Source organism: Mesorhizobium sp. WSM4823, assembly GCF_055811195.1.
Genome location: NZ_JBVVQL010000007.1, coordinates 115,603 through 138,294, shown reverse-complemented (window position 1 = coordinate 138,294; position 22,692 = coordinate 115,603). Strand labels below are relative to the sequence as shown.

General features: G+C 62.6%; 18 protein-coding genes and 1 pseudogene. 12 read left to right on the top strand and 7 right to left on the bottom strand.

The window, feature by feature from the left end:
- Window positions 1-9 precede the first annotated feature (9 nt).
- The 5 genes from AC0L26_RS19205 (at window position 10) to fae (ending at window position 4,651) form a co-directional block, all read left to right on the top strand.
- Window positions 10-1,122 (top strand): ATP-grasp domain-containing protein, encoded by a 1,113-nt coding sequence (locus AC0L26_RS19205; protein WP_473633964.1) that lies wholly within the window; start codon window positions 10-12, stop codon window positions 1,120-1,122.
- Window positions 1,119-2,075, top strand: a complete 957-nt coding sequence (gene mch / locus AC0L26_RS19200) for a methenyltetrahydromethanopterin cyclohydrolase (RefSeq protein ID WP_473633963.1) — start codon at window positions 1,119-1,121, stop codon at window positions 2,073-2,075. Before AC0L26_RS19205 ends, mch begins: the two co-directional genes overlap by 4 nt.
- Before the next feature lie 86 nt (window positions 2,076-2,161).
- A complete protein-coding gene (locus AC0L26_RS19195) occupies window positions 2,162-3,106 on the top strand; it encodes an ATP-grasp domain-containing protein (RefSeq protein ID WP_473633962.1) in 945 nt (314 codons plus the stop codon).
- Window positions 3,107-3,118: 12 nt separating this feature from the next.
- Window positions 3,119-3,976, top strand: a complete 858-nt coding sequence (locus AC0L26_RS19190) for a triphosphoribosyl-dephospho-CoA synthase (RefSeq protein WP_473633961.1) — start codon at window positions 3,119-3,121, stop codon at window positions 3,974-3,976.
- A 168-nt stretch (window positions 3,977-4,144) separates the two neighbouring features.
- The gene (fae, locus tag AC0L26_RS19185) at window positions 4,145-4,651 is read left to right on the top strand and encodes a formaldehyde-activating enzyme (RefSeq protein WP_473453914.1); all 507 of its coding nucleotides are present in this window, start codon (window positions 4,145-4,147) and stop codon (window positions 4,649-4,651) included.
- 254 nt (window positions 4,652-4,905) lie between these two features.
- Here the strand turns inward: fae and AC0L26_RS19180 are convergent, their stop codons facing one another.
- Window positions 4,906-5,604 (bottom strand): HisA/HisF-related TIM barrel protein, encoded by a 699-nt coding sequence (locus AC0L26_RS19180; RefSeq protein WP_473633960.1) that lies wholly within the window; start codon window positions 5,602-5,604, stop codon window positions 4,906-4,908.
- A gap of 52 nt (window positions 5,605-5,656) precedes the next feature.
- Between AC0L26_RS19180 and AC0L26_RS19175 the strand changes: the two genes are divergently transcribed.
- The 4 genes from AC0L26_RS19175 to ampH (AC0L26_RS19160) all read left to right on the top strand — a co-directional run bounded on the left by AC0L26_RS19175 (window position 5,657) and on the right by ampH (AC0L26_RS19160) (window position 10,669).
- Entirely contained in the window at window positions 5,657-6,691 is a 1,035-nt protein-coding gene (locus AC0L26_RS19175) for a hydantoinase/oxoprolinase family protein (RefSeq protein ID WP_473633959.1), read from the top strand.
- A gap of 386 nt (window positions 6,692-7,077) precedes the next feature.
- Entirely contained in the window at window positions 7,078-8,253 is a 1,176-nt protein-coding gene (locus AC0L26_RS19170) for a M23 family metallopeptidase (protein ID WP_473633958.1), read from the top strand.
- 62 nt (window positions 8,254-8,315) lie between these two features.
- Window positions 8,316-9,464, top strand: a complete 1,149-nt coding sequence (gene ampH / locus AC0L26_RS19165) for a D-alanyl-D-alanine-carboxypeptidase/endopeptidase AmpH (RefSeq protein ID WP_473633957.1) — start codon at window positions 8,316-8,318, stop codon at window positions 9,462-9,464.
- Window positions 9,465-9,511: 47 nt separating this feature from the next.
- A complete protein-coding gene (ampH, locus tag AC0L26_RS19160) occupies window positions 9,512-10,669 on the top strand; it encodes a D-alanyl-D-alanine-carboxypeptidase/endopeptidase AmpH (RefSeq protein WP_473633956.1) in 1,158 nt (385 codons plus the stop codon).
- Between the two features lie 79 nt (window positions 10,670-10,748).
- Here ampH (AC0L26_RS19160) and AC0L26_RS19155 read toward each other — a convergent pair whose 3' ends face one another.
- Window positions 10,749-12,464, bottom strand: a complete 1,716-nt coding sequence (locus AC0L26_RS19155; RefSeq protein ID WP_473633955.1) for a ShlB/FhaC/HecB family hemolysin secretion/activation protein — start codon at window positions 12,462-12,464, stop codon at window positions 10,749-10,751.
- A gap of 110 nt (window positions 12,465-12,574) precedes the next feature.
- Window positions 12,575-14,764 (bottom strand): serine hydrolase, encoded by a 2,190-nt coding sequence (locus AC0L26_RS19150; RefSeq protein WP_473633954.1) that lies wholly within the window; start codon window positions 14,762-14,764, stop codon window positions 12,575-12,577.
- A gap of 345 nt (window positions 14,765-15,109) precedes the next feature.
- Here AC0L26_RS19150 and AC0L26_RS19145 point away from each other — a divergent pair.
- Window positions 15,110-15,496 (top strand): annotated as a pseudogene (locus AC0L26_RS19145) (NADP-dependent phosphogluconate dehydrogenase); the annotation flags it as partial.
- Window positions 15,497-15,841: 345 nt separating this feature from the next.
- Here AC0L26_RS19145 and AC0L26_RS19140 read toward each other — a convergent pair.
- From AC0L26_RS19140 to AC0L26_RS19125, 4 genes are read right to left on the bottom strand one after another with little or no spacing between them, the layout of a single operon-like run.
- On the bottom strand, window positions 15,842-16,432 hold the full coding sequence (locus AC0L26_RS19140) for a DUF447 domain-containing protein (RefSeq protein ID WP_473633953.1): 591 nt from the start codon (window positions 16,430-16,432) through the stop codon (window positions 15,842-15,844).
- Window positions 16,433-16,435: 3 nt separating this feature from the next.
- Window positions 16,436-17,830 (bottom strand): DUF6513 domain-containing protein, encoded by a 1,395-nt coding sequence (locus tag AC0L26_RS19135; RefSeq protein ID WP_473633952.1) that lies wholly within the window; start codon window positions 17,828-17,830, stop codon window positions 16,436-16,438.
- The gene (locus AC0L26_RS19130; protein WP_473633951.1) at window positions 17,823-18,374 is read right to left on the bottom strand and encodes a flavoprotein; all 552 of its coding nucleotides are present in this window, start codon (window positions 18,372-18,374) and stop codon (window positions 17,823-17,825) included. Before AC0L26_RS19130 ends, AC0L26_RS19135 begins: the two co-directional genes overlap by 8 nt.
- A gap of 3 nt (window positions 18,375-18,377) precedes the next feature.
- Complete coding sequence (locus tag AC0L26_RS19125; RefSeq protein ID WP_473633950.1) at window positions 18,378-20,216, bottom strand: (5-formylfuran-3-yl)methyl phosphate synthase; 1,839 nt, start codon at window positions 20,214-20,216, stop codon at window positions 18,378-18,380.
- Between the two features lie 223 nt (window positions 20,217-20,439).
- On the opposite strand from AC0L26_RS19125, the gene AC0L26_RS19120 reads away from it, so the two are divergent.
- Window positions 20,440-21,690: an ABC transporter substrate-binding protein gene (locus AC0L26_RS19120; RefSeq protein ID WP_473633949.1), complete on the top strand. Its 1,251-nt coding sequence runs from the start codon at window positions 20,440-20,442 to the stop codon at window positions 21,688-21,690.
- Entirely contained in the window at window positions 21,659-22,684 is a 1,026-nt protein-coding gene (locus tag AC0L26_RS19115) for a YVTN family beta-propeller repeat protein (RefSeq protein WP_473633948.1), read from the top strand. Before AC0L26_RS19120 ends, AC0L26_RS19115 begins: the two co-directional genes overlap by 32 nt.
- Window positions 22,685-22,692 lie beyond the last annotated feature (8 nt).

Sequence of the window (22,692 nt, the reverse complement as noted above, 5' to 3'; positions counted from 1 at the left end):
GGATCTCTCTTGATCGCGGCGATTTCAGGCCGGGCGCTGGCTGCCGCCGCGCGCCAGGCCGGCTATCGTCCGCTGGTCGCCGATTTCTTTTGCGACACCGACACCGTCGCGCTCGCCGAACGCGCGACGTTGCTGCCGGGCGACCTGCAAGGCGGCATCGACGGCGAGCGCATCATCGAGACGCTTCGGCAATTGGCTGGAGACGACCAACCGGCCGCCATTGTCCTGGGCTCGGGCTTCGAGCGGATGACGCAGACCGTAGACGAGGTCGCGCGCCATTTTCCCCTCGCCGGCAATAGCGGTGCCGCGATCAGCAGGATCAAGGACCCGCAATTGTTGGCCGCCGATTGCTCCGAACTCGGCATCCCGCATCCGGAATTCCGGTGGGACCGGCCGCCGGATCCTGAGAATTGGGTGGTCAAGACCGCGGGAGCCGCGGGCGGCACGCATATCAGGCGGGCCACCGGGGAAAGCCCGGTATTACAGAGCGAGGCTCCTGGCGGCCGTTATTTCCAGCGTTTCGTTGCCGGCCGCAGCATCTCGGCCCTGTTCGTCGCCAACGGCCAAACCGCTGATATCGTCGGCTTCAGCCAACAGTGGGCGTCGCCTGCCCCGGCAGCGCCCTATCGCTATGGCGGCGCCGTGCGGTTGCGACGCTTCGACCGCACGCAGGCGGCGATGATCGGCGACTGGCTTTCAGGTCTGACGCGCCGCGCCGGCCTGGCTGGATTGTGCAGCGCCGATCTCATTCGCGCAGCGGACGGCTACAAGCTTATCGAGATCAATCCAAGACCAGGCGCCACGCTCGACATTTTCGACGATGCCGACGCGCCTCTGATCGAAGCGCATCTGCGCGCCGCGGCAGGCAAGGCTTACCGCCTGCCACGCTTCGTCGATTCGATGGCGTCGATGGTGACCTACGCGGCGGCGCCGATCGCCCAGTTTCCATCGATTGCCTGGCCTGAATGGACTGCGGACCATCAGTCGCCCGGCACCCGTCTGATCGCCGGGGATCCTGTCTGCACCATCTTCGCGCGCGGTCCGAGTGCCGATTTGACCAGGCGGCTCATCAAGGACCAAGCCAACCGATTGCAACATCAATGGGAAGGAGACCGGACATGAAAGATGGTTCGGCATTCCTGAACGACAATGCGCAACGCATCGTCGACGGCATGATCGGCGACGCCGAACGCCTGCGTATCGCCGTGTCCAGAGGCCCTCTGGGCGAGTGCCTGATCGATGCCGGCGCCAAGGCCGCCGGCGGCGTCGAGGCCGGACTGCGCATGGCGGAGGCCGCGATGGGCGGTCTCGGCAGCATTTCGGTCTGCATGGACCGCGCGTCGCAGAAATGGCCGCTCACCATCGAAGTACGGTCTTCGCAGCCGGTGCTTGCCTGCCTGGGCAGCCAGTATGCGGGCTGGAACCTGTCGAGCCAGGGCTATTTCGCCATGGGATCGGGACCGGCGCGGGCGCGCGCCCGCGTCGAACCGCTGTTCGAAGTGCTTTCCTATCGCGACACCGCGTCATCCGCCGTGCTTATCCTGGAGACGGCCGAACCGCCGCCCCAGGCGATCGTCGAGAAGGTCGGCAAGGCGACCGGACTGCCGACCGAAAAGCTCACCTTCCTCTATGCGCCGACACAGAGCCTTGCCGGCAGCGTGCAGATCGTTGCACGCGCGCTCGAAGTCGCCTTGCACAAGAGCAACGATCTCAAATTTCCGCTGGACCACATCGTCGACGGCATCGGCACCGCCCCGATCCCCGCCCCGCATCCGGATTTCCTGACCGCCATGGGCAGAACCAACGACGCCATCATCTATGGCGGCAGCGTTCAGCTCTTCGTAAAAGGCTCGTCGAAAGACGCCAGCGAACTCGCGGAGCGACTGCCGAGCCGCGCCTCGCGGGATCACGGCCACCCCTTCGCCGAGATCTTCAAGCGGTTCAACGGTGATTTCTATGCCATCGATCCGCTGCTGTTCAGCCCGGCCGAAGTGATCGTCACGGCGATCGACACGGGCGATACGTTTCGCGCCGGCGAGCGTGACCTGCAGATGCTCGAACGGAGCCTCGGTTAGGCCATGGCTGTACAACGGACCCATCTGGCATCCGCTTGCCAGGCCGCTCGCCCGGGCTTTTGGTATATCGTTATCCGAGGCGCCACATGATCCCCCGCATCCTGATCGTCAGCGATGTTTCGGACACCCGCGCCAAGGGCTTGGCGGCAAGGCTGGACCGGCGGGGCGCCGTGGTCGCAACCGTGCCGCTGGCGGCGATCGAATTCGACACCGGCAGCCCGAGCGGATTGTCGATCCCCGGCTTCGACGGCGCACTGCCGGACGCCGTGCTGGTCCGTTCGATCGCCGCCGGATCGTTCGAAGCGGTCACCCGGCGCCTCGGCGTGCTGCACGCATTCGCCAAACTCTCTGTACCGGTGTGGAATTCCGCACAGGCGATAGAACGCTGCGTCGACAAGTCGATGACGACCTTCCTCCTGAAGAATGCCGGCCTGCCGACGCCGCCGACATTCGCGGTCGAGGGACGTGCCCAGGCCGAAGCGATCGCTGAACGCGAACTGCCGTTCACGCCGCTGGTGCTGAAGCCGCTTTTCGGCGCGCAGGGCCGCGGCATCAGGCTGATCGAAACACTGTCCGATCTCCCCGCCGAGGACGAGGTGAACAGCGTCTACTATCTCCAGCATTACGTGCCGCGTCCCGGCCCCCCTTTCCGCGATTTTCGGGTTTTCGTCTGCGCCGGCGAAGTCCTGGCGATGATGAGCCGCCGTGGCGACGACTGGATCACCAATATCAATCGCGGGGCAGTGCCCGAGCAAATCTCGGGGCATGGCGAAACTGAACTGGCGGCGCTGGCAAGCGCCGCCGCCGCCGCTATGTCAGCGGATTTCGCCGGCGTCGATATCGTGCCGGCGGCCGACGGCAAGCTGTTCGTGCTGGAGGTCAACAGCATGCCGGCCTGGTCCGGGCTGCAATCGGTCGTCGCGGTGAACATCGCCGATGCGATTGCCGACGCACTGCTGAAATTCCTGGCTGATCGCACCGAAACGGCGGCGGCGCGCCCCTATCGCCTCACCGCGCCGGCGAATTCGTGACGAGCCGGTAGCATGGCGCTTTTGCGAGAACGCCTCCGGGCTGCCTACAAGGATGCCTGCCGGATGGAGATCGAGGCGCTGAAGCCCGGCAATGTCCATCTGTTCGCCGACGGGCACGGCATGTCCGCCGCCCAGTTCATGATGAGCGCAGAGGTTTCGTCCGGGCCGCTGACCGATCCTCGCCTGCCGGTCGGACAGCGCATGCTGGAAGCGGTCCGCGCGACACGTCTGGCGGTCGCGACCAACACCAATCTCGGTATCATCCTTCTGTCAGGACCTCTGCTATACGCCGCCGAAATGACGGGCGCCCCACTGCACGACGGTCGGCTGCACGACAATCTCGACGCGGTGCTGCGCGCGATGAGCATGGATGACACCAGGGCCGTGTTCGAAGCGATCGTCGCGGCCGCGCCGGGCGGCCTTGGCGAGGCCGCGAACGACGTGCGCCAGGAGCCGAAGGTTCATCTGCTCGAAGCCATGCGGGAGGCGGCCGACCGCGACATGATCGCCCGCCAGTATGTCACCGGTTTCGGCGACGTGTTCGACGTCGGGCTTGCGGCTCTCGAAGCGGCGTTGGCCCGCGGGGAAGGCGGCATGTGGCCGACGGTGTTCGCCTATATGGCGTTTCTCGCCGGCTTCCCCGATAGCCATGTCGTGCGCAACCACGGAGCCGAAGCCGCAAATCAGGCGCGGCAAGAGGCGCTTGCCGTTCAGGCGGCGCTCCATGCCAACGACGACGAAGCATCACGCATTCATCTGCTCATGGAGCTCGATCGCCGGCTGAAGGCGGGCAAGCTCAACCCCGGCACCTCGGCCGATCTGACCGTGGCTACTCTTTTAGTCCACCTCCTCGGCGTTCGCCTTGCATAATCGCAGCGTTGGTGGTTGACTTCTATGAGCGGGAGCTGGGCTTCCGCGGCTATCCAGCCAACCGGTCCGGACAATCCGGACGCTGCCAACAAGGATAGCTGTCCATCGAGCGCTCGCTCGGTTGCGGCGTCTTTGGACACCTTAACTGTGTCTTGGAGGAAAATTGGCATGGCAAAGATCTCGAAAGTAATGGTCGGTGAATCGCTGGTAGGAGACGGCAACGAAGTGGCGCATGTCGACCTGCTCATCGGCCCGCGGGGGAGCGCGGTCGAAACGGCATTTTGCAACGCACTTACCAACAACAAGGACGGCTTTACCTCCCTTTTGGCGGTGATCGCACCCAATCTTCAGTGCAAGCCCAACACCGTGATGTTCAACAAGGTCACGATCAAAGGCGCCAAGCAGGCGGTGCAGATGTTCGGCCCGGCCCAGCATGCGGTTGCGAAGGCCGTGCAGGACGCCGTCGCCGAGGACATCATTCCCGCCAGCGAGGCGGACGATCTGTTCATCTGCGTCGGCGTTTTCATCCATTGGGACGCGGCGGACGACGCCAAGATCCAGAAGTACAATTACGAAGCGACGAAGGAAGCCATCCAGCGCGCGGTCTCGGGAACGCCGACGGCCGCCGAGGCCACGGCCAAGCGGGACCAGGTGAAGCATCCGTTCGCGGCTTAGACAAGAGACAGCCCCGCACAGGCAAAACCCTCCGCGGAGCCGGATGGTCTGTTGCGCCGACTGAAAAAGCTACTGGGCTTTTAGAGCAATTCCAGGAAAAGTGTGAAACGGTTTTCCCAGGAAAAACGCGTAGCGCTTTCCTTGGGGAATTGCGCAAAAACAAAGAGATAGAGCGGCGCGACGATCGACTGAGAGTCCGCCGCTCTAGATCCAAGGCCCAGTTTCCGAGGCCGAAGTCAGAGGTCATGCAAATGTCAGGCGCCAAGCGTTGCGAGGTGCTTCGGCGTAAGCGTGCCGTCATGCAGCGAGGTCGCGACCAGCGCAGCAGTGATACCGAGTGACGAAAGGGCGCGAATGTCAGCCTCGTTGCGCACCCCGCCGGCCGCGATCACGGAGCGGCTTCCGGCCTTCGCCTTGATCGCCTCGAGCCGCGTGAAATCGGGACCGGAGGCGGAGCCGACCCTGGCCAAAGTCATGACGATCACCTTTTGCGGCCAAAACTCCGGCTCGTCGAGAAATGATGCCGGACCGCGAAATCCGTCGTCGAAGAAATCCAGCGACAGGATAAGGTCGGGATGATCGCGAAAACGCCGGAACAGCGCGTCGTCTCGCTGCGATTCGGAACCCAGGACCGGGTAAAGCCAGGGCTCGGCGAGTGCTGCCGCAAGGGTTTTCTCGTCGGCGATGCCGGCATCGACCCAAAGCTCCGGCGGCTCCGCCATCGCCTTCAGCCGGGCAAGCGCGCCGCTGTTTGGCGTTCCGCCTTCGATGGCATCGAGGTCGGCGATATAGAAGGTCGGAAAAGGATAAAGTCCGCGCAGGCCCTCGGCGACCGCGACGACATCCGAACTTTGGCTGAGCGGCGTAACGATCGGCCTGTAGCGATCGCGTTTTCCTTGTTGGGCGCGGACCACTTCGCCGCCTTTCAGGTCGAGAACCGGAATGATACGCAACGCTTTTCTCGCTGACCAACTGCCCTGTCCAACTGTGATGAAAGCTTGAAGTGTGGAAAAAAGAAAGAGCATCGTTGCCGGCTTCGATATCGGTGGCGCGCATCTGAAGGTGACGCGCGCGCAAGACGGCCGCATCGTCAAGGCCGTAACGATCGCCACGCCGCTTTGGCTCGGGCTCGACAAGCTGGCCTCGGCATTCGAGGAAGCGGCTCCGATTTATGCGGGCGCCGATCTCAACGCATTCACCATGACCGGCGAACTGGCTGACATCTTTCCGTCCCGCGATGCCGGCGTCGCAGCTCTACTGGATGAAATTTCAAGCCGGTTCCCAGGCGAGAAACTGATCTATGCCGGGCCGTTCGGCTTTGTTGGAGTCGAGCAGGCAGCGCAGCTGAGCACCGATGTCGCCTCCGCCAACTGGCACGCGACAGCGTCGCTGGTGGCCAAACGCGCCGGCGATGCCCTGTTCGTCGATATGGGCTCCACCACCACCGACATTCTCGCCGTCAAGAATGGCGCCATCGCCAATGACGGCTACACCGATGCCGGACGGCTGCTGACCGGCGAACTGGTCTACACCGGCTTCACCAGGACGTTCCTGTTCGGTGTGGCCTCGTCGGCCCCCGTCCGCGGCAGGCTGACACCGCTGATGAACGAATATTTCGCCTCGATCGCCGACGCGCACCGCATCCTGGGGGTGCTCGACGAGAAGGACGACAGGCACGCTACCGCCGACGGTAAGGAAAAGACGGTCGACGGTTCGACCGCGCGGCTGGCGCGCATGATCGGCCGCGACGCCGGCGACCTGACGCCGCCGGAATGGCGTGAAGTCGCGCGCTGGTTCAGCGAGCAGCAGTTGCGCAAGATCCACGATGCGGCATCCCTGGTTGCCGGCCCCCTTGCTCCGAACGCGCCGATCGTCGGCGCCGGAACCGGCCGCTGGCAGATCAGGCGGCTGGCCGAACGCATGGAACGCCGCTTCGTCGATTTTGCCGAGATCATTCCCGCAGATGACGCCGTTCGCGGCGAAGCGAGCAGCGTAGCACCCGCGTCAGCGGTGGCGCTGTTGGCGGGATCTCAATTGTAGGCGCTGTGGCCATCCGATCAATCGGGAGACGAGATACTGCCCCGGCTTGAAGGTCTCAACCCGTACCAGCGCATCCAAAATCGGACCCCGCGCAAGCTCGCAACAGGGTGGAACCCGACGTTCGGCACCCGCTCGGCGCATGTCCGGTTCGCGCCGAAGATAGTCGTTCATGCGGTCCGTCCATTCACCAAAAAGCCGACATCTTTATTGCGGAGACCGTAGGCAGCTTTGTCCCCGTAAAGCAGACATGCCGGCGATAGCACTTGAGGCCGCGGTTGCCCCAGGTCCGCGAAACTTCCATGTGCCGCACGCCACCTTGGCTCCCGGCCTTCATTGTCGTAACCTCACGTCGCAACGTCAACGTGTGCAGAGGAGGGCGCGTTCGAATGCGGGTTCCGATTTGGTTCTTTTCGACCTTTGTACTGTTGTTGGCAACATTTCCATCCGGAGTGCACGCTGCCAGCGACAATCCGAAGCTCACGCCGCTCGTTGCGGAGATCATCGCTCCCCCGCATGTGGTTCCAGGCTCCGACGGCAGGCTTCACATCGTCTACGAACTTGCAGTGACGAACGTCACCGGCGGCAATGTCCGTTTCGAGAAGCTCGAGGTCGTCGAGGCCGACAGCGGAGCACCGCTTGCAGAACTCGGCCCGGATGAATTGGCCACGCGCGTCACGCCGGGCGCAAGCCGCGGCAACGAAACCGGCGAGCTGGCCGCCTATCAGTTCGCCGTCATCTTTCTGCATGTCGTGCTTGCGGACGGCGCGGCGGTTCCGGCTCGCATCACCCACGAGATCACGGCGTTTTTCGCGGTCATCGGCGCCGACATGACGGTGACGATTGGCGAGGGTGCCGTGGTTGCGACGGCGCCAGTGGCTCTTGGGCCGCCTTTGCGCGGCAAGGGTTATGTCGCGGCTGACGGCTGCTGCGATTCCATCCGTCATGTCCGCGCCCTGCTGTCGCTCGACGGCAAGTTCTACCTTGCCCAGCGTTTCGCTATCGACTGGGAGCAAATCGACGACAACAACACGCTGGTCGTGGGCGACCTTAAGGTTCCTGCGAACTACCACATCTATGGCAAGCCCATCCTTGCCGTTGCCGACGGCACCGTGGTCGGGACGCGCGACGACTTGCAGGACCAAGTGCCCGGTGCGCTGCCCGCCAACCTGCCGATTGACGAGGCCGACGGAAACTTCGTCGTGCTCGACATCGGCTCGGGCTTGTTCGTCAACTACGCCCACATGCGGCCGGGCAGCGTGAAGGTGAAGATCGGCGACAAGGTGCGCCGCGGCGATCAGATTGGCGAAGTCGGCAATACCGGGAACAGTCAGGCGCCGCATTTGCACCTGCATGTCATGGACAGCGCTTCTCCGTTGGCCTCGGACGGCCTCCCCTACGTATTCGACAGCTTTACCATCACCGCGGTCGACGAGGCAGGGACCGAAGATTTCGACAAGGCGGAAGCGACCGGATCGCCGCTGACGCTTACGCCGCGCGTCCCGCCCCAGAAGCTGGAAAACGTGCTGCCGCTTGACCTTTCCGTCGTTGACTGGCCACAGTGATCGCCTTGTAAAAAGGCGGTGGACGGTCCGCCCTGATTTCCGAAATGGTGAGCTCGAAGCCGATGACCGCCACCCGCACAATACCCTTACGTCTTTTCCTTGCCGCTGCCGTCCTTACCTGCGCAAGTCCTGCAAACGCCGATCGGCTGCTGGACGAATCGGTCGAATTCACCGGTACATTCGCTTTTGTGAGTTCAGGCGCGCCGGGTCTGGTGATCGCCGGCGTTCGCAACGGCGAGACGGCGTTTGCCGGTTTCGGCGAAACGGTCCGCGGATCCGGCACAGAGCCGACTGCCGACACAATGATGCGAGTGGCGTCCATTTCGAAGGCCTTTTGCGGAGACGCTCTCGCCAGTTTGTTGGTAAAAGGAGAGATCGGCCTGACCGACGCGGTTCAGACGCACCTGCCTGACGGATTCGTAGTGCCGGAGAAGGATGGGCGGACCCTAAGGATCATCGACCTCGCGACGCAGACCTCCGGCCTGCCGCGCGAGATGGCGCAGGCAGGTGGAACACCCAACGATCCCTACGCCGGCCACACGAAGGAAGCGATGATCGCCGCCATGAACGGGAAGCCGTTTCTGTTTCCTCCCGGAACCGGCGCGCTCTATTCGAACCTGGGCTTCGACCTCCTGGGACTGGCGATCGGCGGAGCGGCTGGCAAGCCATACGCTACCGTCTTGGAGGAGCGCGTGTTGCGGCCACGCGGGATGGTGGACACGGTCTTCAATCCGCGACCTGGTGACGAGGGCCGGCTGATGCAGGGGCATAACTTCGACGGCACGCCGCTTCCGTTCGTGCCGACACCGATGACGATGGAATGCGCCTCGGGGCTCTATACGACGCCCAACGATATGCTGAAGTGGATCGCCTGGCACCTGGCTCAAGGCGGGTCTGAGGACGATGCACGCCGCGTCATCGACCACGCCAGCCTGGTTCGGAGGGATGGGCTCTCTCCGGCGCTGGGCCTCGACGACGGCGGCGCGCCGATGGATGCAATGGCACTGGGTTGGGTTGTCGTGGAGGCCGCCGGCAATCATCCGCTGGTGCTTCACAAATCCGGAGGACGACAAGGCATGTTTACATATGTTGCCATCGCGCCGACGCGCGGCGTCGGCGTCTTTGCGGCGATCAACCAGTTCAGCGCCGGGGGCTTTGAAGCAATGGTGCATGCAGTAAACCAACTGATCTACCAGCTCGCGCCCCGCTGACCGCGTCTATCATTTTCACAATCAGATTTCTCATCGAGGACATCCCAATGACCGGTTCAGGCTACAGGCGCTTGCTCATCCCCTGCTTCACGGCCGCCTGCGTCCTTGCGGCTCCTCATGTCGCAACCGCCGAAGATCGTCTGCTTGAGGAAGCCGTGGGATTTGCCGGCGGTATCGCCTTCCTCGGCTCGGGCGCTCCTGGCCTCGTTATCGCCGCGGTTCGCAACGGCGAGACGGCCTTCGCCGGCTTCGGCGAAATCCGCAAGGGCTCGGGGCAGGCGCCCGACGAACATACGCTGATGCGGATAGCCTCGATCTCCAAGACCTTCTGCGGCGATCTGATGGGCTCGATGATCGTGGATGGCACCATCGGCGCGGCCGATCCCCTTGCCAAACACCTCGGGAAGGACTGGACCGTGCCTGAGCGCGAGGGACGAACGCTCAGGCTCATCGATCTGGTGACGCAGGCATCCGGCCTGCCGCGCGAGGTGCCGAACCAGACAGGCGGCACGCCGGACGACCCGTTCGGCGGCAATACCTTCGACCTCAGCCGCGCTGAGCTTGCGAAGCCAGACCCCTATCTTTTCCCTCCGGGCACGGGTGCCTTTTACTCGAACTGGGGTTACGATCTGCTCGGCCTCGCGCTCGCCAATGCCGGTGGCAAGTCCTACGGCGATCTGCTGGCCGAGCGGGTGCTCACGCCCCGCCAGCTGACCGACACCAAGCTCAACCTGGCGGAAGGCGATGCGGCGCGGACCATGCAGGGCCATTTCTTCGACGGCACGCCGTTGCCCCTCGTTCCTTCGCCGGAAACGATCGGATGCGCGGGCGGGCTCTACACCTCCGCCGCCGACATGATGAAGTTCATGGCCTGGCACCTTGGCAAGGATGCGGCCAGCGATGCAGAGCGTACCGTCGACCATGCGGGCTGGCTCTGGCGCGACGGTCTCTCGCCGGTCATCGGGATCGACGATGCGGGGCCGATGGGAACGATGACGCTTGGCTGGGTCGGAGTGCTGGCCGACAAGGACAAACCCATGATGCTCAACAAGACCGGCGGCCTGCAGGGGCAGTTCAGTTACGTGGTGTTGGCGCCAACGCGCGGTGTCGGTGTCTTCGCGTCGATCAATCAGTTCAGTGTCGGCGGGTTCACAGCGATGGTCGCAGCAACGAATGGTCTCGTCGCGCAACTCGCGCCGAGATAAGGGCAGTTCAGGCGGGAGCTACGCCACCTAGAGCGCAATTCCGGACGGAAAACCGTTTCACACTTTTCTTGGAATTGCTCTAATACGAGCTGATTAGCTGGAACAAAAAACGCGTGCCGGTATCAGTCAGACCCTGGTTATCTCTGAACGGTACCGCAACAAGCGCCCTTGCATTGAGGTGTTGCCCGAACGCAGCCCTCGCCCCTATTCCGGCCGAGCCGAGTTCCGCCTCGATGTAATCCACGCCCGTATCGTGGTTCCAGACCGCACCGTAATCGACAAAAGCAAACACGTTTAGATTTGAGATCGGCAAAGCCTCCGGGAGTTCGATGTTGCGTCCCAATTCTAGCGAGGCCGCTATCCCGCTATCGCCTGAAGCCGCCGAGCCATCGAAAGCCAGGCCATAGGGATCGCCGCCGAGCACCAACTGGACTGACGATGGCACCGCCGTCGGCGCATATTGGGCTGCCACTCGGAGGTGGGCGACGGCCAGCGAAGCGATCTCCTTGGTAAGGTCGAGGTCGCCCCGAAAATACCTGTAGTCATCAGGAACGCCTGGACGCGGTGCGAGCGGATCGGTGCTGCTGCTCGCGCCAAGGCCGTCGAGGCCTTGGCCGAAAGTACCTGTCAGCGCGACGGCGCCGTTCTCCAGCTCGCCGACATACTTAAAGGACGCCGCCAGCCATCGGAGGTCCTCGTCCGTCTGCGTTACGCCGCCCAAAGCCAGCGAGTTGTTCTTGAAGTTCAATTCAAGGCGGCCAAATAGACTGTGATCGATTGTCCGCAGCAGTGGGTAGTTGGCATACGCGCTGCCGAACGTAGAGGCTATGTCGAGATCGAGCGGCTTGAGGTCGGCGCCCGGCTGGGAAGAGACGTAACCCACGCTGTATCCTACATGCAGTCCGTCATACCCGATCGGGACATCGTGCGAAGCCAGCACGAACTTCAACTCCTCGGGACTGTCCGGAATGGTCACCACGGCGATGTTCGCCACATCGAACAGCCTGAGCGCATCGTTGAAGGTGCCGGTGCCGGCCAGCTGATATGGGCCGACGGCATCGCTGCCGAGATTATCGACTATAGCGTTTGCACCGGCCCGCTTGAAGCCAATGTCGAGTTTCAGATCACCGCCGGCGGAGGGCGTTTCGGGCCGAATGAAAGTGCCTTCGATGGTCAGGCCGCCAAGATCGCTCATCAGCAACAGCACGCGCTCGGCCTCCTTGATCCGGATTGGCCGCATGGCGACGATGCGATCGATGTAAGGTTTCAAACGCCGCTCGATATCAGGGATGGCGCTGTTGATGGTGACCCGGCGCACATAGGATTCGTAGAGAACGATGACGACGTTGCCGGATGAAAAGTCCTGCTCGGGAACGACGGCCCACGAGAAATATCCGGCCTTCTGGTAGATCTCGTCGATCCGCTCGGCGATGGCGTAAAGGTCGGCGGCGCTTATCTTTTTGTTCAGCTGCGCGGCCCACGCTTGCTCCAGCGTAGCGCTAGACACCGTCACCGCGCCTCGAACGGTTATCGACCTCAAGGTGAACATTGTTTTTTCGGCTTGTTCCGAGGTCGTTGCCTTGCGTGCATCCGGAACTGACAGGTCCATCGTGCCGGGCTTCCTCGGAGCGGAATAGCGTCGGATGATCTCGTTCTGATCCGAAACCACCGAATCGATCTGCTCGGGGATCGTCTGGCTAAGGCTCGGTCCGACCATGAAGGCACTGATTGCAAGACAGATGGACACGCGACGTACTGCGTCGAACCACTGGGACAGCGCCTTACGAAGAGGCATCAATCAAACTCGCTGACATGTCGTGGTAGGGAAAATCAACGATTGCTCGAAACTCAATTTAGCAAATTAGCAAATATGTTGGGGTCCGTCATCCCGCGATAGCATACCCGTCAGTGCCCCAACAAAGCGCAGACCGCCTGAGCCTGAACCTCCCGCAAGCGTTCGATCAAAGCGCCAGCCGGCTCAGCGATGTTCAGCGTGGTGGTGACCGAGCGCGTCCCGTCGGCGGTTGACGCCGCCCACTGCGTGTAGCCCGGGAAACTGCCGGTGTGGCCATAAACGACACCGCACGGCGTGGTGTAGCGGAACAGTCCGAGACCGGCCTCGTTCGTCCCGGGTCCGGGCGGACTGGAATTGCCGGCCACGAACTTCATCTGTTCAATCTGCTCGACAGCGCCGAAGAACTTCAGTCCGAGTTCTGCCCGTATGAACGTCGACAAATCATCAGGCGTCGACACGATCGCGCCCGACGCCCACGCACCGCTTGGGCTGACGAAGGTCGTGACGTCTTTCGGCTCGGATCCGGGCGCGACGATATAGCCGTGGATGGCGGGCGCAGGCAGCGCGATGTCGCGCGTCGGGAAACTCGTCCGGGCGAGGGCGGCAGGACCAAACGCGATGTTCTTCAGCAGCGTCCCGTAGGGCGTTCCTGTGACCGCCTCGGCGATCAGCCCGACGACGACGTTGTCCGTGTTGGAGTAGGTATACTGGGTGCCGGGCGTAAACTCGAGCGGGTCGTTGCGGACCCAGCCGATGATCTCAATGGGCTGCACGTAGCCTTGAGGATTTGTCGCGACCTGCTCGGCCAAGCCCTTGGACTGCAAGTAGTCGGGCAGGCCGCTGGTGTGGTTCAGCATCTGGCGGACCGTGACGGCCGACCATGCCGCCGGCAGATCAGGCAGGTGCTGGCCGATGGTGTCGTCGAGGCCGAGCCGGCCCTTCTGGACGAGGTGCAGGGCAATGGCGCCGTTGAATGCTTTTGAGATGCTGGCGATGCGCATATATTGGTCGACCCCCAGCGCCTCACCCGATATGACATCGGCGCGCCCCGCTGTGAGTACGGTCATGCGACCGTCGCGGTAGAGCGTGGCGATCGCGCCGGGAGGTCCATCTTCTGTATCGACGAGCTCCTGTAGGCCGGCCTGTACCTTTGCATCGGCCGTTCTCAACTGAGCCGCGGTTAAGCCCGTCGACTGTGCCGGACCTTCGCTATCAGGACGTTTTACATAGAGATCCGGATCCATCTCTTCAGAAGACACGATGACTTCGTCATTGACGCCCGAGTCAATATAATCATCGGTAATTGAAAAGCCTGCCAGAAGCTGTTTGTCCGTGAGAGGATACCAGGAGCCGAGTTCGTGCGAGTAGGCGGCAATGGCCAGCCGCGCCAGTTCACGATTGCTATACAGGTCGACTTCATAATCTTCGACCAATTTGCCATCCGAATATTTCTTATATCCGTCAATATAAGGATCGCGGGAATTGTCGCCTCTATACTTATCCACAATGTCGCCGACGGTGACCTTAGCCTTGTTTCCCTGGAAATAAATCTTGCGGAGGAGAAAACCCCAAGCAGCTACTCCATGCTCTGGGGTTTCATAAATGGCAGTTTGGTTGCCGTACCGGTCTGGCAGAGTGCAACCCACATATCCTCTCATGCTGTCTCGCTGCCATTTCGAGATGTTGATGGCGCCGGGATTGTTTGTTCGAAGGGCCCTCCGAGTAAGCGCATTTGAGGAACTATAGTCAGCGTCCGGCAGGCTGCTAAAGAAATTGCCAATCCCGACCAGACTTCTGAAGTTGAATTCAGTACCTTCAGGATATTTCGCATCGTCGCGAAATGGCGGGGCTAGACTGCGCGCTTTGTTCGCCTCCCAAAATGGCAGCCCGAGTGCATTACCGGTCTGCATCCCCACTGTGCCGTCAACGGGTATCCCATATGTGCTCTGGAAGGACTTCACAGCGCTTGCTGTCTGCGAACCAAACACTCCATCAATCGCTGAGGCGTAAACAGATTTGTCCGTGAGTACGCTCTGTAGAAGCGCAACCCTACGATCAAGAACGTTGCTTCTAGTTTGCTGAAAGACCGGACCGACGGTTTGACGCTTGTCGCTGATGCTGAAGTTGCTGACCCATTCGCTCGACCCGGAATAATCGTCAGGTGCTCCGCAGTTCAGGGGATTCGCTGCGCTAATTTCATCCGGGCTTTCAAAAGCGAAGGCCGGACCGTCAGGCAAGAGGGCCAGGAGCGCAATGGCAAGCCAACCGCCCGCCCCCGGCCTGAAACAACCGCCTATCATTTGGCGACTTCACCGCATGCGTTGACTGTATCGGTCTTCGACATGCACATTCTCCGATCTTCGGCGAATTTCAGTTCGCCTTGTTAACTGACCTTCTCGTCTCCCAGCACCTTTTATCATCCAAAGAGTGGATGACGGAAGGCGAGCTTGATTCTGATCTGGCGAATCTCCTGTCAGCAATCTCCGCTATCGGAGCGGCAGCCTGCAACTTTCAGCGCCGAGAGCATGCGAGCGGACCATCCACCCGGACACTCAGCTCTCTCCCATCCTTTCAACTCCCAGCCATAAAGGTCTCCAGCGGCAGGGTTGCGGTAGTTGGCGCGCAGCGATGGTCGGTCAGGTTCTGAGGCGGCGGTGGCGGCGCGCGTGCTGTCGTCGATCAAGGACGAGCGGCTGGTCGCCGAAAAGGCCTATGGCGGCGGCGTGGGCAAAATCTCCGGCGACAGGGACGCCCTGTTCGGGGATCTCGAGTTGGCGCTGTTTGCCGGCAAGATCGCCGCCTATGCGCAAGGCTTCGCGGTGATGAGCGGCGCGTCGAAAGAATTCAACTGGAACCTGCCGATGCCGGTCATCGCCGAGATCTGGCGGGCCGGCTGCATCATCCGTTCGCAACTGCTGGATACGATGGCGGAAGCCTTCGGCACTGGGGGCGCAGCCACCAACCTGTTGATGGCGCCGGCTTTCGTTTCCTTGATGCAGGAGGCACACCCGTCGCTTCGGCGTGTCGTGGCATTTTCTTGCCAAATGTAGACGCGAATGGCCGCTTTGGCTAGGCGAAGCGCTGTACAAGAGGGAAACGGTCAATGTCGGCTATGGGCCGGAAGTGATAGCACTTGAAGCCATGTCGAAGGTCTCGAAAGAGCACAGCCGAGACATTGGGCTTCGCAGGTTGAACGTCCGCTATCGCTCCCCTGGACGCCATAAACGGACGGACCTCATCCGGCCTACTCCGGTCATCGTGCATACCGGGCTCGATGACCGCAAGGGGTCGAACACCGCCGTTTGAGATCAGCGCCACCGCCACCGTGTCCTAAAACGCGTCAGTCCGGACGCTTACCCAGGTTCAGCCTATCCGGCTCACCCCCGCGCATCCTCGCCGCTGGCATCCTCGCTCGCCAAGTGATCGCCGACGCGCTGCATCAGCCAGCCCCAGGCTTCCTTTTCGCCCTCGCCTGCGGTCTTTTCCACGGCGATCGAAAGATAGGCGATTTCCGCCTCGATCTTGTCGCGCGGCAGCATGCCGAGCCGGCTGACCAGTATGGCCAGTTCCAGCACCGCCGCCTTGGCGCGGTTGAGGCCGGTGAACGGCGCATGCGTTTCCTCCTGCACCACGCGGCAGAAATGGCGGGGTCGCATAGCATCGTCATCGACAGTTTCGACTTCGAGGACCGAATGCCCCAGCGCCGCCTCGAGCCGCGGCACCGCAAACCCGTCAACCGCAACCGTTGGCCAATGCTTGCGGCCGGTCAGGCAGCCGGCAAAGATGCGCACGTCGTCGGTGTAATTGGCGATGGCGAACGGCACTTCGGCGAGATTGTCGAGCGTCACCGACGGCCGGAACGGCGCGATGACCCAGCCGTCCTTCTCGGCGATAATGCCGATCGGCGCGATGTGGACGTCGCCGGCCTTGTTGACGGTGGTGATGATCGATTCGCGAATGTACGGCATGGTTTAGCGCTCTTTCTTCGCGCGAAGCGTGTGGCCCGCCTCCGCAAGACGGGTGCGGTCGGTTTCCGGAGCCGGCACGGCCACGCCCCATGCGAGCGGCTCGTCCTGCACATAGCGCTTGCCGAGGCGCCACGCGATCTCGGCCTTCATCAGTTCAGCGCCGAGATAGAACGCGTGCGCGCCGTCCGCCTCAACGCCAAGCCCGGCAAAAAGTTCGAATGCATCCGTGGCAACCGCATGCCCCTTGCTGTTGAAGACATGGATGCCGTCTTCGGCGGTCATGATGCGGAAGTTGGCGTCGCGCACCTCGGCCGCCAATGCATCGATATCCCCGGTCGAGGCCGTGAAGGGCTTGCGGTCGTGAACCTGCAGGAGCCCCGGATGATAACTCCGCGGCGGCGCACCGTCGTTCTTCGCGGCAAACAGGATACGGCGGGCAATATCGTGCTCCTCGATCGTTCGCAGCGTGTGTGGGCTGACATGCACGGCAAGCACGTTCCGGATCTGAAGTTCCGAGCAGAGCCCGGCCAGAACGGCGGTAACGCCGGAACTGTCGGCGTCGGTCAATTCGGTGAGATTGCCGGTGCCCATCAGCAGTTCGACCTCGGGCCAGCGGCGGCGCGCCTCGATGAAGCGCCCGAGTGAGGCGGCAAAGCCGAAATGGATCGGGTCGAGCACGGGATCGGCGATGAAGGCGATGCCGGCCTTTTGCGCCGCTTCGACGGCCCGGCCGAGCGAATCCAAATCGCCTGGGGTAGACGGGATCAGCACCGGTACCGCCTTGTGGTCGAAGGCTAGCGGCAGCGTGTTCTCATCGAGGCTGAGCAGATAGTCCGCGCCGGCGCGGGCGCCGATCGACAGTTCGTCCGTGCTGGCCGAATCGACACTGACCAGAAATCCCTGCGCCTTCAGCTCGCGCACGGCCTGTTCCAGCAATGGAAACGGCGTTTCCGGCAGGCAGCCGAGATCGATGACGTCGGCGCCGGCCGCAGCCAGCGTCCGTGCCCTCGCCACCAGCGCCTCGATCGACAACATCGGCGCATCGACGATTTCGGCAAAGATGCGCATGTCGTGACGCGAAAGATCGGGCGGCTCGCCCGCCCGGCCGAGAAAGGCCGGCAGATCGGCGATCTCGTCGGGCCCGCGTACGAAGGGCACGCCGAAATGGCTCGACAGATGCTCGATGTCCCCGCGATAGCGGCCGGGCAGGATGACGCGGTCGGTGCCGTCCGTCAGGCTGAGCCGCCGCTTGATGATGTCTTCGCTCATCAGCGCCGCGACCTTGACGCCGATGTCGATGATCTCCCACGCAAATTCGGTTTCGCCCAACCCGGCCAGCAGCCTTTCCAGCCGGACCTTGGCCAGATGGCCGGTAAGAAACGCCAGCCGCTCAGCCATGGCTTGCAAGTTCGGCGTGGCGCCGTCTGACCGAGGCTTCGAGTTCGGCGAGCGACTCGACCACCTCGGTTCGCTCGAAGCTCTTCAGCTGTCTGGTATTCTCCAGGTCGATCCTGCGCGGATAGACCTTGACCAGACCGTGCGGCGCCATGGTTTCGAGTTCCGGCGCGGTGTCGCAGGCAAAGACGATGGCCGGCACCCGGCATTTCCCCGCCTGGGCAAAGACATTGGTGGCGAGCGTGTCGGAAATGCCGTGCACGCATTTGGCGACCGTGTTGGAACTGGCCGGCGCCACCACGACCGTGTGATAGACGCCGTGATAGAATTCGCCGACCGGGATCGCGCTCGCCGTCTTGTCATGCAGCACGCGCGTCGTCTCCGGAAAATCGAGCTTGAGCTTGTACATGCGCAGCACTTCGTTGGCGGCTCTCGAGACGAAGACATCGCAATGTTCGAGTTGGTGAATGAGCGCGAAGCTCTCCGTAAAAAAATGACCGGAACCGGTCAGAACCCATGCCCAGCGCGGCGTATGCAGCTTCGCCATCGCCTACCCTGCTTTTCTTGCCGGCCGGGTCGGGGCCGCGATCGCGATGCCGGGCAGCTTGCCCGCCGTGAGCAGCGCCCCGGCTTCGGCTGCATCTTTCGGACCGGCGAGATGGACATCGACGCCGTCGGGCAGCATGGCGGCAAAGCCAGCGTCGACGATGCCTCTGACTGCCAGGCTGTCGATCGTGTCGCTGCCGAAGAATGCGCCGGTCTGCTTGATCAGCAGCAGCGCCTTCGCGCCGAGCTTGCCGGCAAGCCATGCGGCTAGGGAATCGGAGGTAATGTCCCAGGAGGCCGGAATGTCCGGCGCCGGCAGGGCCAAGGATGACGGCAGCCACACCGGGACCTTCCCGGCCCCCAAGGCTTGCAACAGTTCTTCCAGCGACCGAGCCGGCACCAGCCTATCGTCCCGGTCGAGGATGATTTGGCCGAACTGCTCCATGGCGAGGATCGCCATCGCGTGGGCGGCGGTGTCGGAAAAATCCATGCGCATCTGCGTCTCGCGCACCTGGTCGGCGAAGAAGCCGCCGCCGGGCACGATGACGATCGGCAGCGTGGACCCCGCCAGCGCCGCGATCCAGCGCGCCATTTCCGCCGCATGGACCGTGCTGCCGCCCAGTTTGACGACGATCGGCTTGACCACGGCGCGCCTGGCCTCGGGCCTTTCCTGTCGCGGCTGGGAAACAGCGCTTTGGTCTTTTCGACCGGCGGGGCCGGAAGCAACGCCGCGGCCTGCCGATTGGCGCTTGCGTTCGATCTCGACGCCGACGCCGCCCGGGCCGAGTTCGAGTTTTTCAACCCTGACCGTGACGCGCACGACACGCGGGTTCTCCAGAATGTACGTCGCCACCTGCTCGGCCAGAGCCTCGCTAAGCTGGACGTGGCCCCGCGCGACGATGGTGCGAATGCCGTCCATGATGATGTCGTAGGAGAACACATGGCGCATGTCTTCGGGATGGTCGGTGACCTGCAGCACGTCGGCGGTCACATCGAAACGCACCTTCTGCGTATGGCCGTGCTCGAAGCTGTAAGCGCCGATCTGGACCGGCAGGACAAAATCCCGCACGAAGATTTTGTCGGTGCCCAGTGTCGGATCGGTGCCCGGCGAATAGCCCCTCGCCGCCAGCAGCCGGTAGTCGACGCTCGACGGCCCGCCGGCACGGGATTCTTCCGGAACCAATTCGCGGATCTGCGCAACCGCCTCGGCGCTGATCGAGCCCGCGCGACCGGATTGGCCGCACAGCGCCCCGCGAAAACCGAGAAAATCGGGAGCGAAAGGCAAAAGCCGCGGAATATCGGGGGCTTCCAGCGATCCGCTCAGGCCAACCATCAGACCGAGCGATTTGGCTCGATCGACGAATGCAGGGATATGCTCGGGCGGCAGATGGTCGAGCAGCCGGCCGTTTGCCTTGTTCGCGGTGTCGACCATGGCGCCATGGAAGCGATGTTTGGCAAACAGCGGCAAAAGCTCGAAATCCGGCGCCAGATCGGCGAAAAGCACGGCGATCAGCTTCGTTCGCGCGGCGAGCGGCTCGAGCGCCTCCGCACAAGCGGCGGCATTTGCCGACGGAAAGAAGCCTATCTTGACGTAATCGACGCCGGTGGCAGCGATCTCTTCGGCCTTGGCGCGGATCGTTTCGGGTTCCATCGGCAGGTCGCCGCAGACCGCGCTGATCGGCGCCCGGCCGGCAATCAGCGAAATCGTCCGGCTGATGGTTTGGGTGGATACCGCACCCAGCGCTCCCGCCTTTGGATTCTTCAGGTCGACGATGTCGACGCCGCCTGAAAGCGCGATCTCCGCCTCGTCGACGCCGGTGACGCTGCCCAGCATTCTGGTCATTGGATTTTCTCCGGCAGGAGGGACAGGACGCTCTCGGGCCCGAATACCGAAATCCGCCCGGTCGCCGTTCGGGCGACAAGGCATGGCATTAAAGCAGACGCGGGAAGTCCACTTTCGGGGTTTGATAAATTTTGCCGGTCAGCTAAGCTCATCACGGGCACCTTGACTTCGCGCCGGTCCGACAACAATCGGACTTTAGCGCAAGAACGGGTAATTTTTATCGATGACGAGCGCGGTGCCGGGCACTCTCGCGGCCTTTTTGTGCTTTTTTTCCCTGACCGTCAACGTTCCGGGGGCGCTGGCCCAGGAGGCGACCGGCGAGCAGCCGGCCGCAAAGGCCAAGCCGGAAAAAAAGATAACCGAAATCAGGATAGGCTATTTGCGCGCTTATGCGCCGCAGCTGGCCTTGTCGGTGCTCGATGTCCCGCCGCGCGATGAGGGCGTTGCCGGCGGCAATGTGGCGATTGCCGACAACAACACGACCGGCAGCTTCCTCGGCCAGAAATTCAGCCTCGACGTGGCCGAGGTAAAGCCGGACGCGGATGTCGTTCCGGCCTTTAAGGACATGATCGCCAAGGGCGACCGCTATGTGGTCGCGGACCTCTCGGCCAGGCAATTGCTGTCGATCGCCGATCTTGCCCGCGACAACGGCGTGTTGATCTTCAATGCCGGCGCCACCGACGACAGTCTTCGCGAGGAGGAATGCCGCGCCAACATCTTCCACACCATCCCGACGCGCAGCATGCTGGCCGACGGGCTGGCGCAATATCTCATCTGGAAGCAATGGCGGCGCTGGGTGCTGATCTACGGCTCGCACGAGCGCGACCAGCTCTTTGCCGAGGCGCTGCGCCGTGCGGCAACGCGCTTCGGCGGCGAGATCGTCGGCGAAAAGGAATTCAAGGATACCGGCACGGCACGGCGGACCGATTCCGGCGTCGTCCAGATCCAGCGGCAGATGCCTGTCTTCACCCAGGACCTGCCGGAGCACGATGTGTTGCTGGTCGCCGACGAAAGCGAGGTGTTCGGCACCTACGTGCCGTTCCGCACCTGGATTCCGCGGCCGGTCGCCGGCACTGCCGGCCTCGCCCCGTCGGCCTGGCATCCGGCCAGCGAGCAATGGGGCGGCACCCAGATCCAGAACCGCTTCGCCAAGGCAAATGGCCGCCGCATGGTGTCGAAGGATATGGCGGCGTGGACCGCGGTGCGCATCCTCGGCGAGGCGGCGACCCGCACACAGGGCGCCGACCCCAAGAAGATGGCCGACTTCATCCGCTCCGACGGTTTTTCGATCGCTGCTTTCAAGGGGCAGAAACTGACCTTCCGCAAGTGGAACCAGCAGTTGCGGCAGCCGATCTTCCTTGGCGACAACAGGTCGGTCGTCTCGACATCGCCGCAGGAAGGTTTTTTGCACCAGGTATCCGAGCTCGATACGCTCGGGGTCGATGAGCCGGAAACGAAATGCGTGCTTAAGTAGAACCAATTGGGAGGGAATTTCAGTGCACAGAGGAGCTTACGCGCTCGCCATTCTGGCCACTGGCTTCATGGCCGGTCCGGCGTCGGCCTACATGGCCTATATTTCCAACGAGAAAGACAACACGATGACCGTCGTCGACACCGCGACGATGCAAGTGGTCAAGACCGTCAATGTCGGGCAGCGTCCGCGCGGCATCACCATCTCGCATGACGGCAAGCACATTTATCTCTGCGCCAGCGACGATGATTCGATCGAGGTGATCGACACGGCAACCCTGGAGATCGTCGATACCTTGCCTTCCGGGCCCGACCCGGAGCTCTTCGTGCTCTCGCCTGACGGCAAGACGCTCTACGTCGCCAATGAGGACGACAATCTCGTCACCGTCATCGACATAGAAGGCAAGAAGGTGCTGGCCGAAATCCCGGTCGGCGTCGAGCCGGAAGGCATGGGCATCAGCCCGGACGGAAAGACCATGGTCAACACGTCGGAAACGACGAACATGGCGCATTTCATCGATACGTCGTCCCACGAGATCACCGACAACGTGCTGGTGGATGCGCGTCCGCGCTTCGTCGAGTTCACGCCCGACGGCAAGCAGGCCTGGGTGAGTGCCGAGATCGGTGGCACGGTTTCGGTGATCGACAATCAAACGCGCGAAGTCGTCCAGAAGATCACCTTCGAGATATCAGGCCTGAGGGCCGAATCCATCCAGCCGGTCGGTGTGCGCATCACCGCCGACGGCAAGAAAGCCTATGTGGCGCTCGGGCCGGCCAATCGCGTCGCGGTGATCAATACGCAGACGTACGAGGTCGAGAAATACGTGCTGGTCGGCCAACGCGTCTGGCAGCTCGCCTTCACCCCGGACCAGAAAACCATCATCTCGACCAACGGCGTGTCGAACGACATCACCTTCATCGACGTGGCGACGGACGAGCCGGTGCAGTCGGTCACCGTCGGCGCGCTGCCGTGGGGCGTCGTCGTCTCGCCTAATTGAAGCAACTC

Coding starts and splice junctions, on each gene's coding strand:
- mch (WP_473633963.1), top strand. CDS start 1,119: ATGAAAGATGGTTCGGCATTCCTGAACGACAATGCGCAACGCATCGTC.
- AC0L26_RS19195 (WP_473633962.1), top strand. CDS start 2,162: ATGATCCCCCGCATCCTGATCGTCAGCGATGTTTCGGACACCCGCGCC.
- AC0L26_RS19190 (WP_473633961.1), top strand. CDS start 3,119: ATGGCGCTTTTGCGAGAACGCCTCCGGGCTGCCTACAAGGATGCCTGC.
- fae (WP_473453914.1), top strand. CDS start 4,145: ATGGCAAAGATCTCGAAAGTAATGGTCGGTGAATCGCTGGTAGGAGAC.
- AC0L26_RS19170 (WP_473633958.1), top strand. CDS start 7,078: ATGCGGGTTCCGATTTGGTTCTTTTCGACCTTTGTACTGTTGTTGGCA.
- ampH (WP_473633957.1), top strand. CDS start 8,316: ATGACCGCCACCCGCACAATACCCTTACGTCTTTTCCTTGCCGCTGCC.
- ampH (WP_473633956.1), top strand. CDS start 9,512: ATGACCGGTTCAGGCTACAGGCGCTTGCTCATCCCCTGCTTCACGGCC.
- AC0L26_RS19155 (WP_473633955.1), bottom strand. CDS start 12,464: ATGCCTCTTCGTAAGGCGCTGTCCCAGTGGTTCGACGCAGTACGTCGC.
- AC0L26_RS19150 (WP_473633954.1), bottom strand. CDS start 14,764: ATGATAGGCGGTTGTTTCAGGCCGGGGGCGGGCGGTTGGCTTGCCATT.
- AC0L26_RS19140 (WP_473633953.1), bottom strand. CDS start 16,432: ATGCCGTACATTCGCGAATCGATCATCACCACCGTCAACAAGGCCGGC.
- AC0L26_RS19135 (WP_473633952.1), bottom strand. CDS start 17,830: ATGGCTGAGCGGCTGGCGTTTCTTACCGGCCATCTGGCCAAGGTCCGG.
- AC0L26_RS19130 (WP_473633951.1), bottom strand. CDS start 18,374: ATGGCGAAGCTGCATACGCCGCGCTGGGCATGGGTTCTGACCGGTTCC.
- AC0L26_RS19125 (WP_473633950.1), bottom strand. CDS start 20,216: ATGACCAGAATGCTGGGCAGCGTCACCGGCGTCGACGAGGCGGAGATC.
- AC0L26_RS19120 (WP_473633949.1), top strand. CDS start 20,440: ATGACGAGCGCGGTGCCGGGCACTCTCGCGGCCTTTTTGTGCTTTTTT.
- AC0L26_RS19115 (WP_473633948.1), top strand. CDS start 21,659: ATGAGCCGGAAACGAAATGCGTGCTTAAGTAGAACCAATTGGGAGGGA.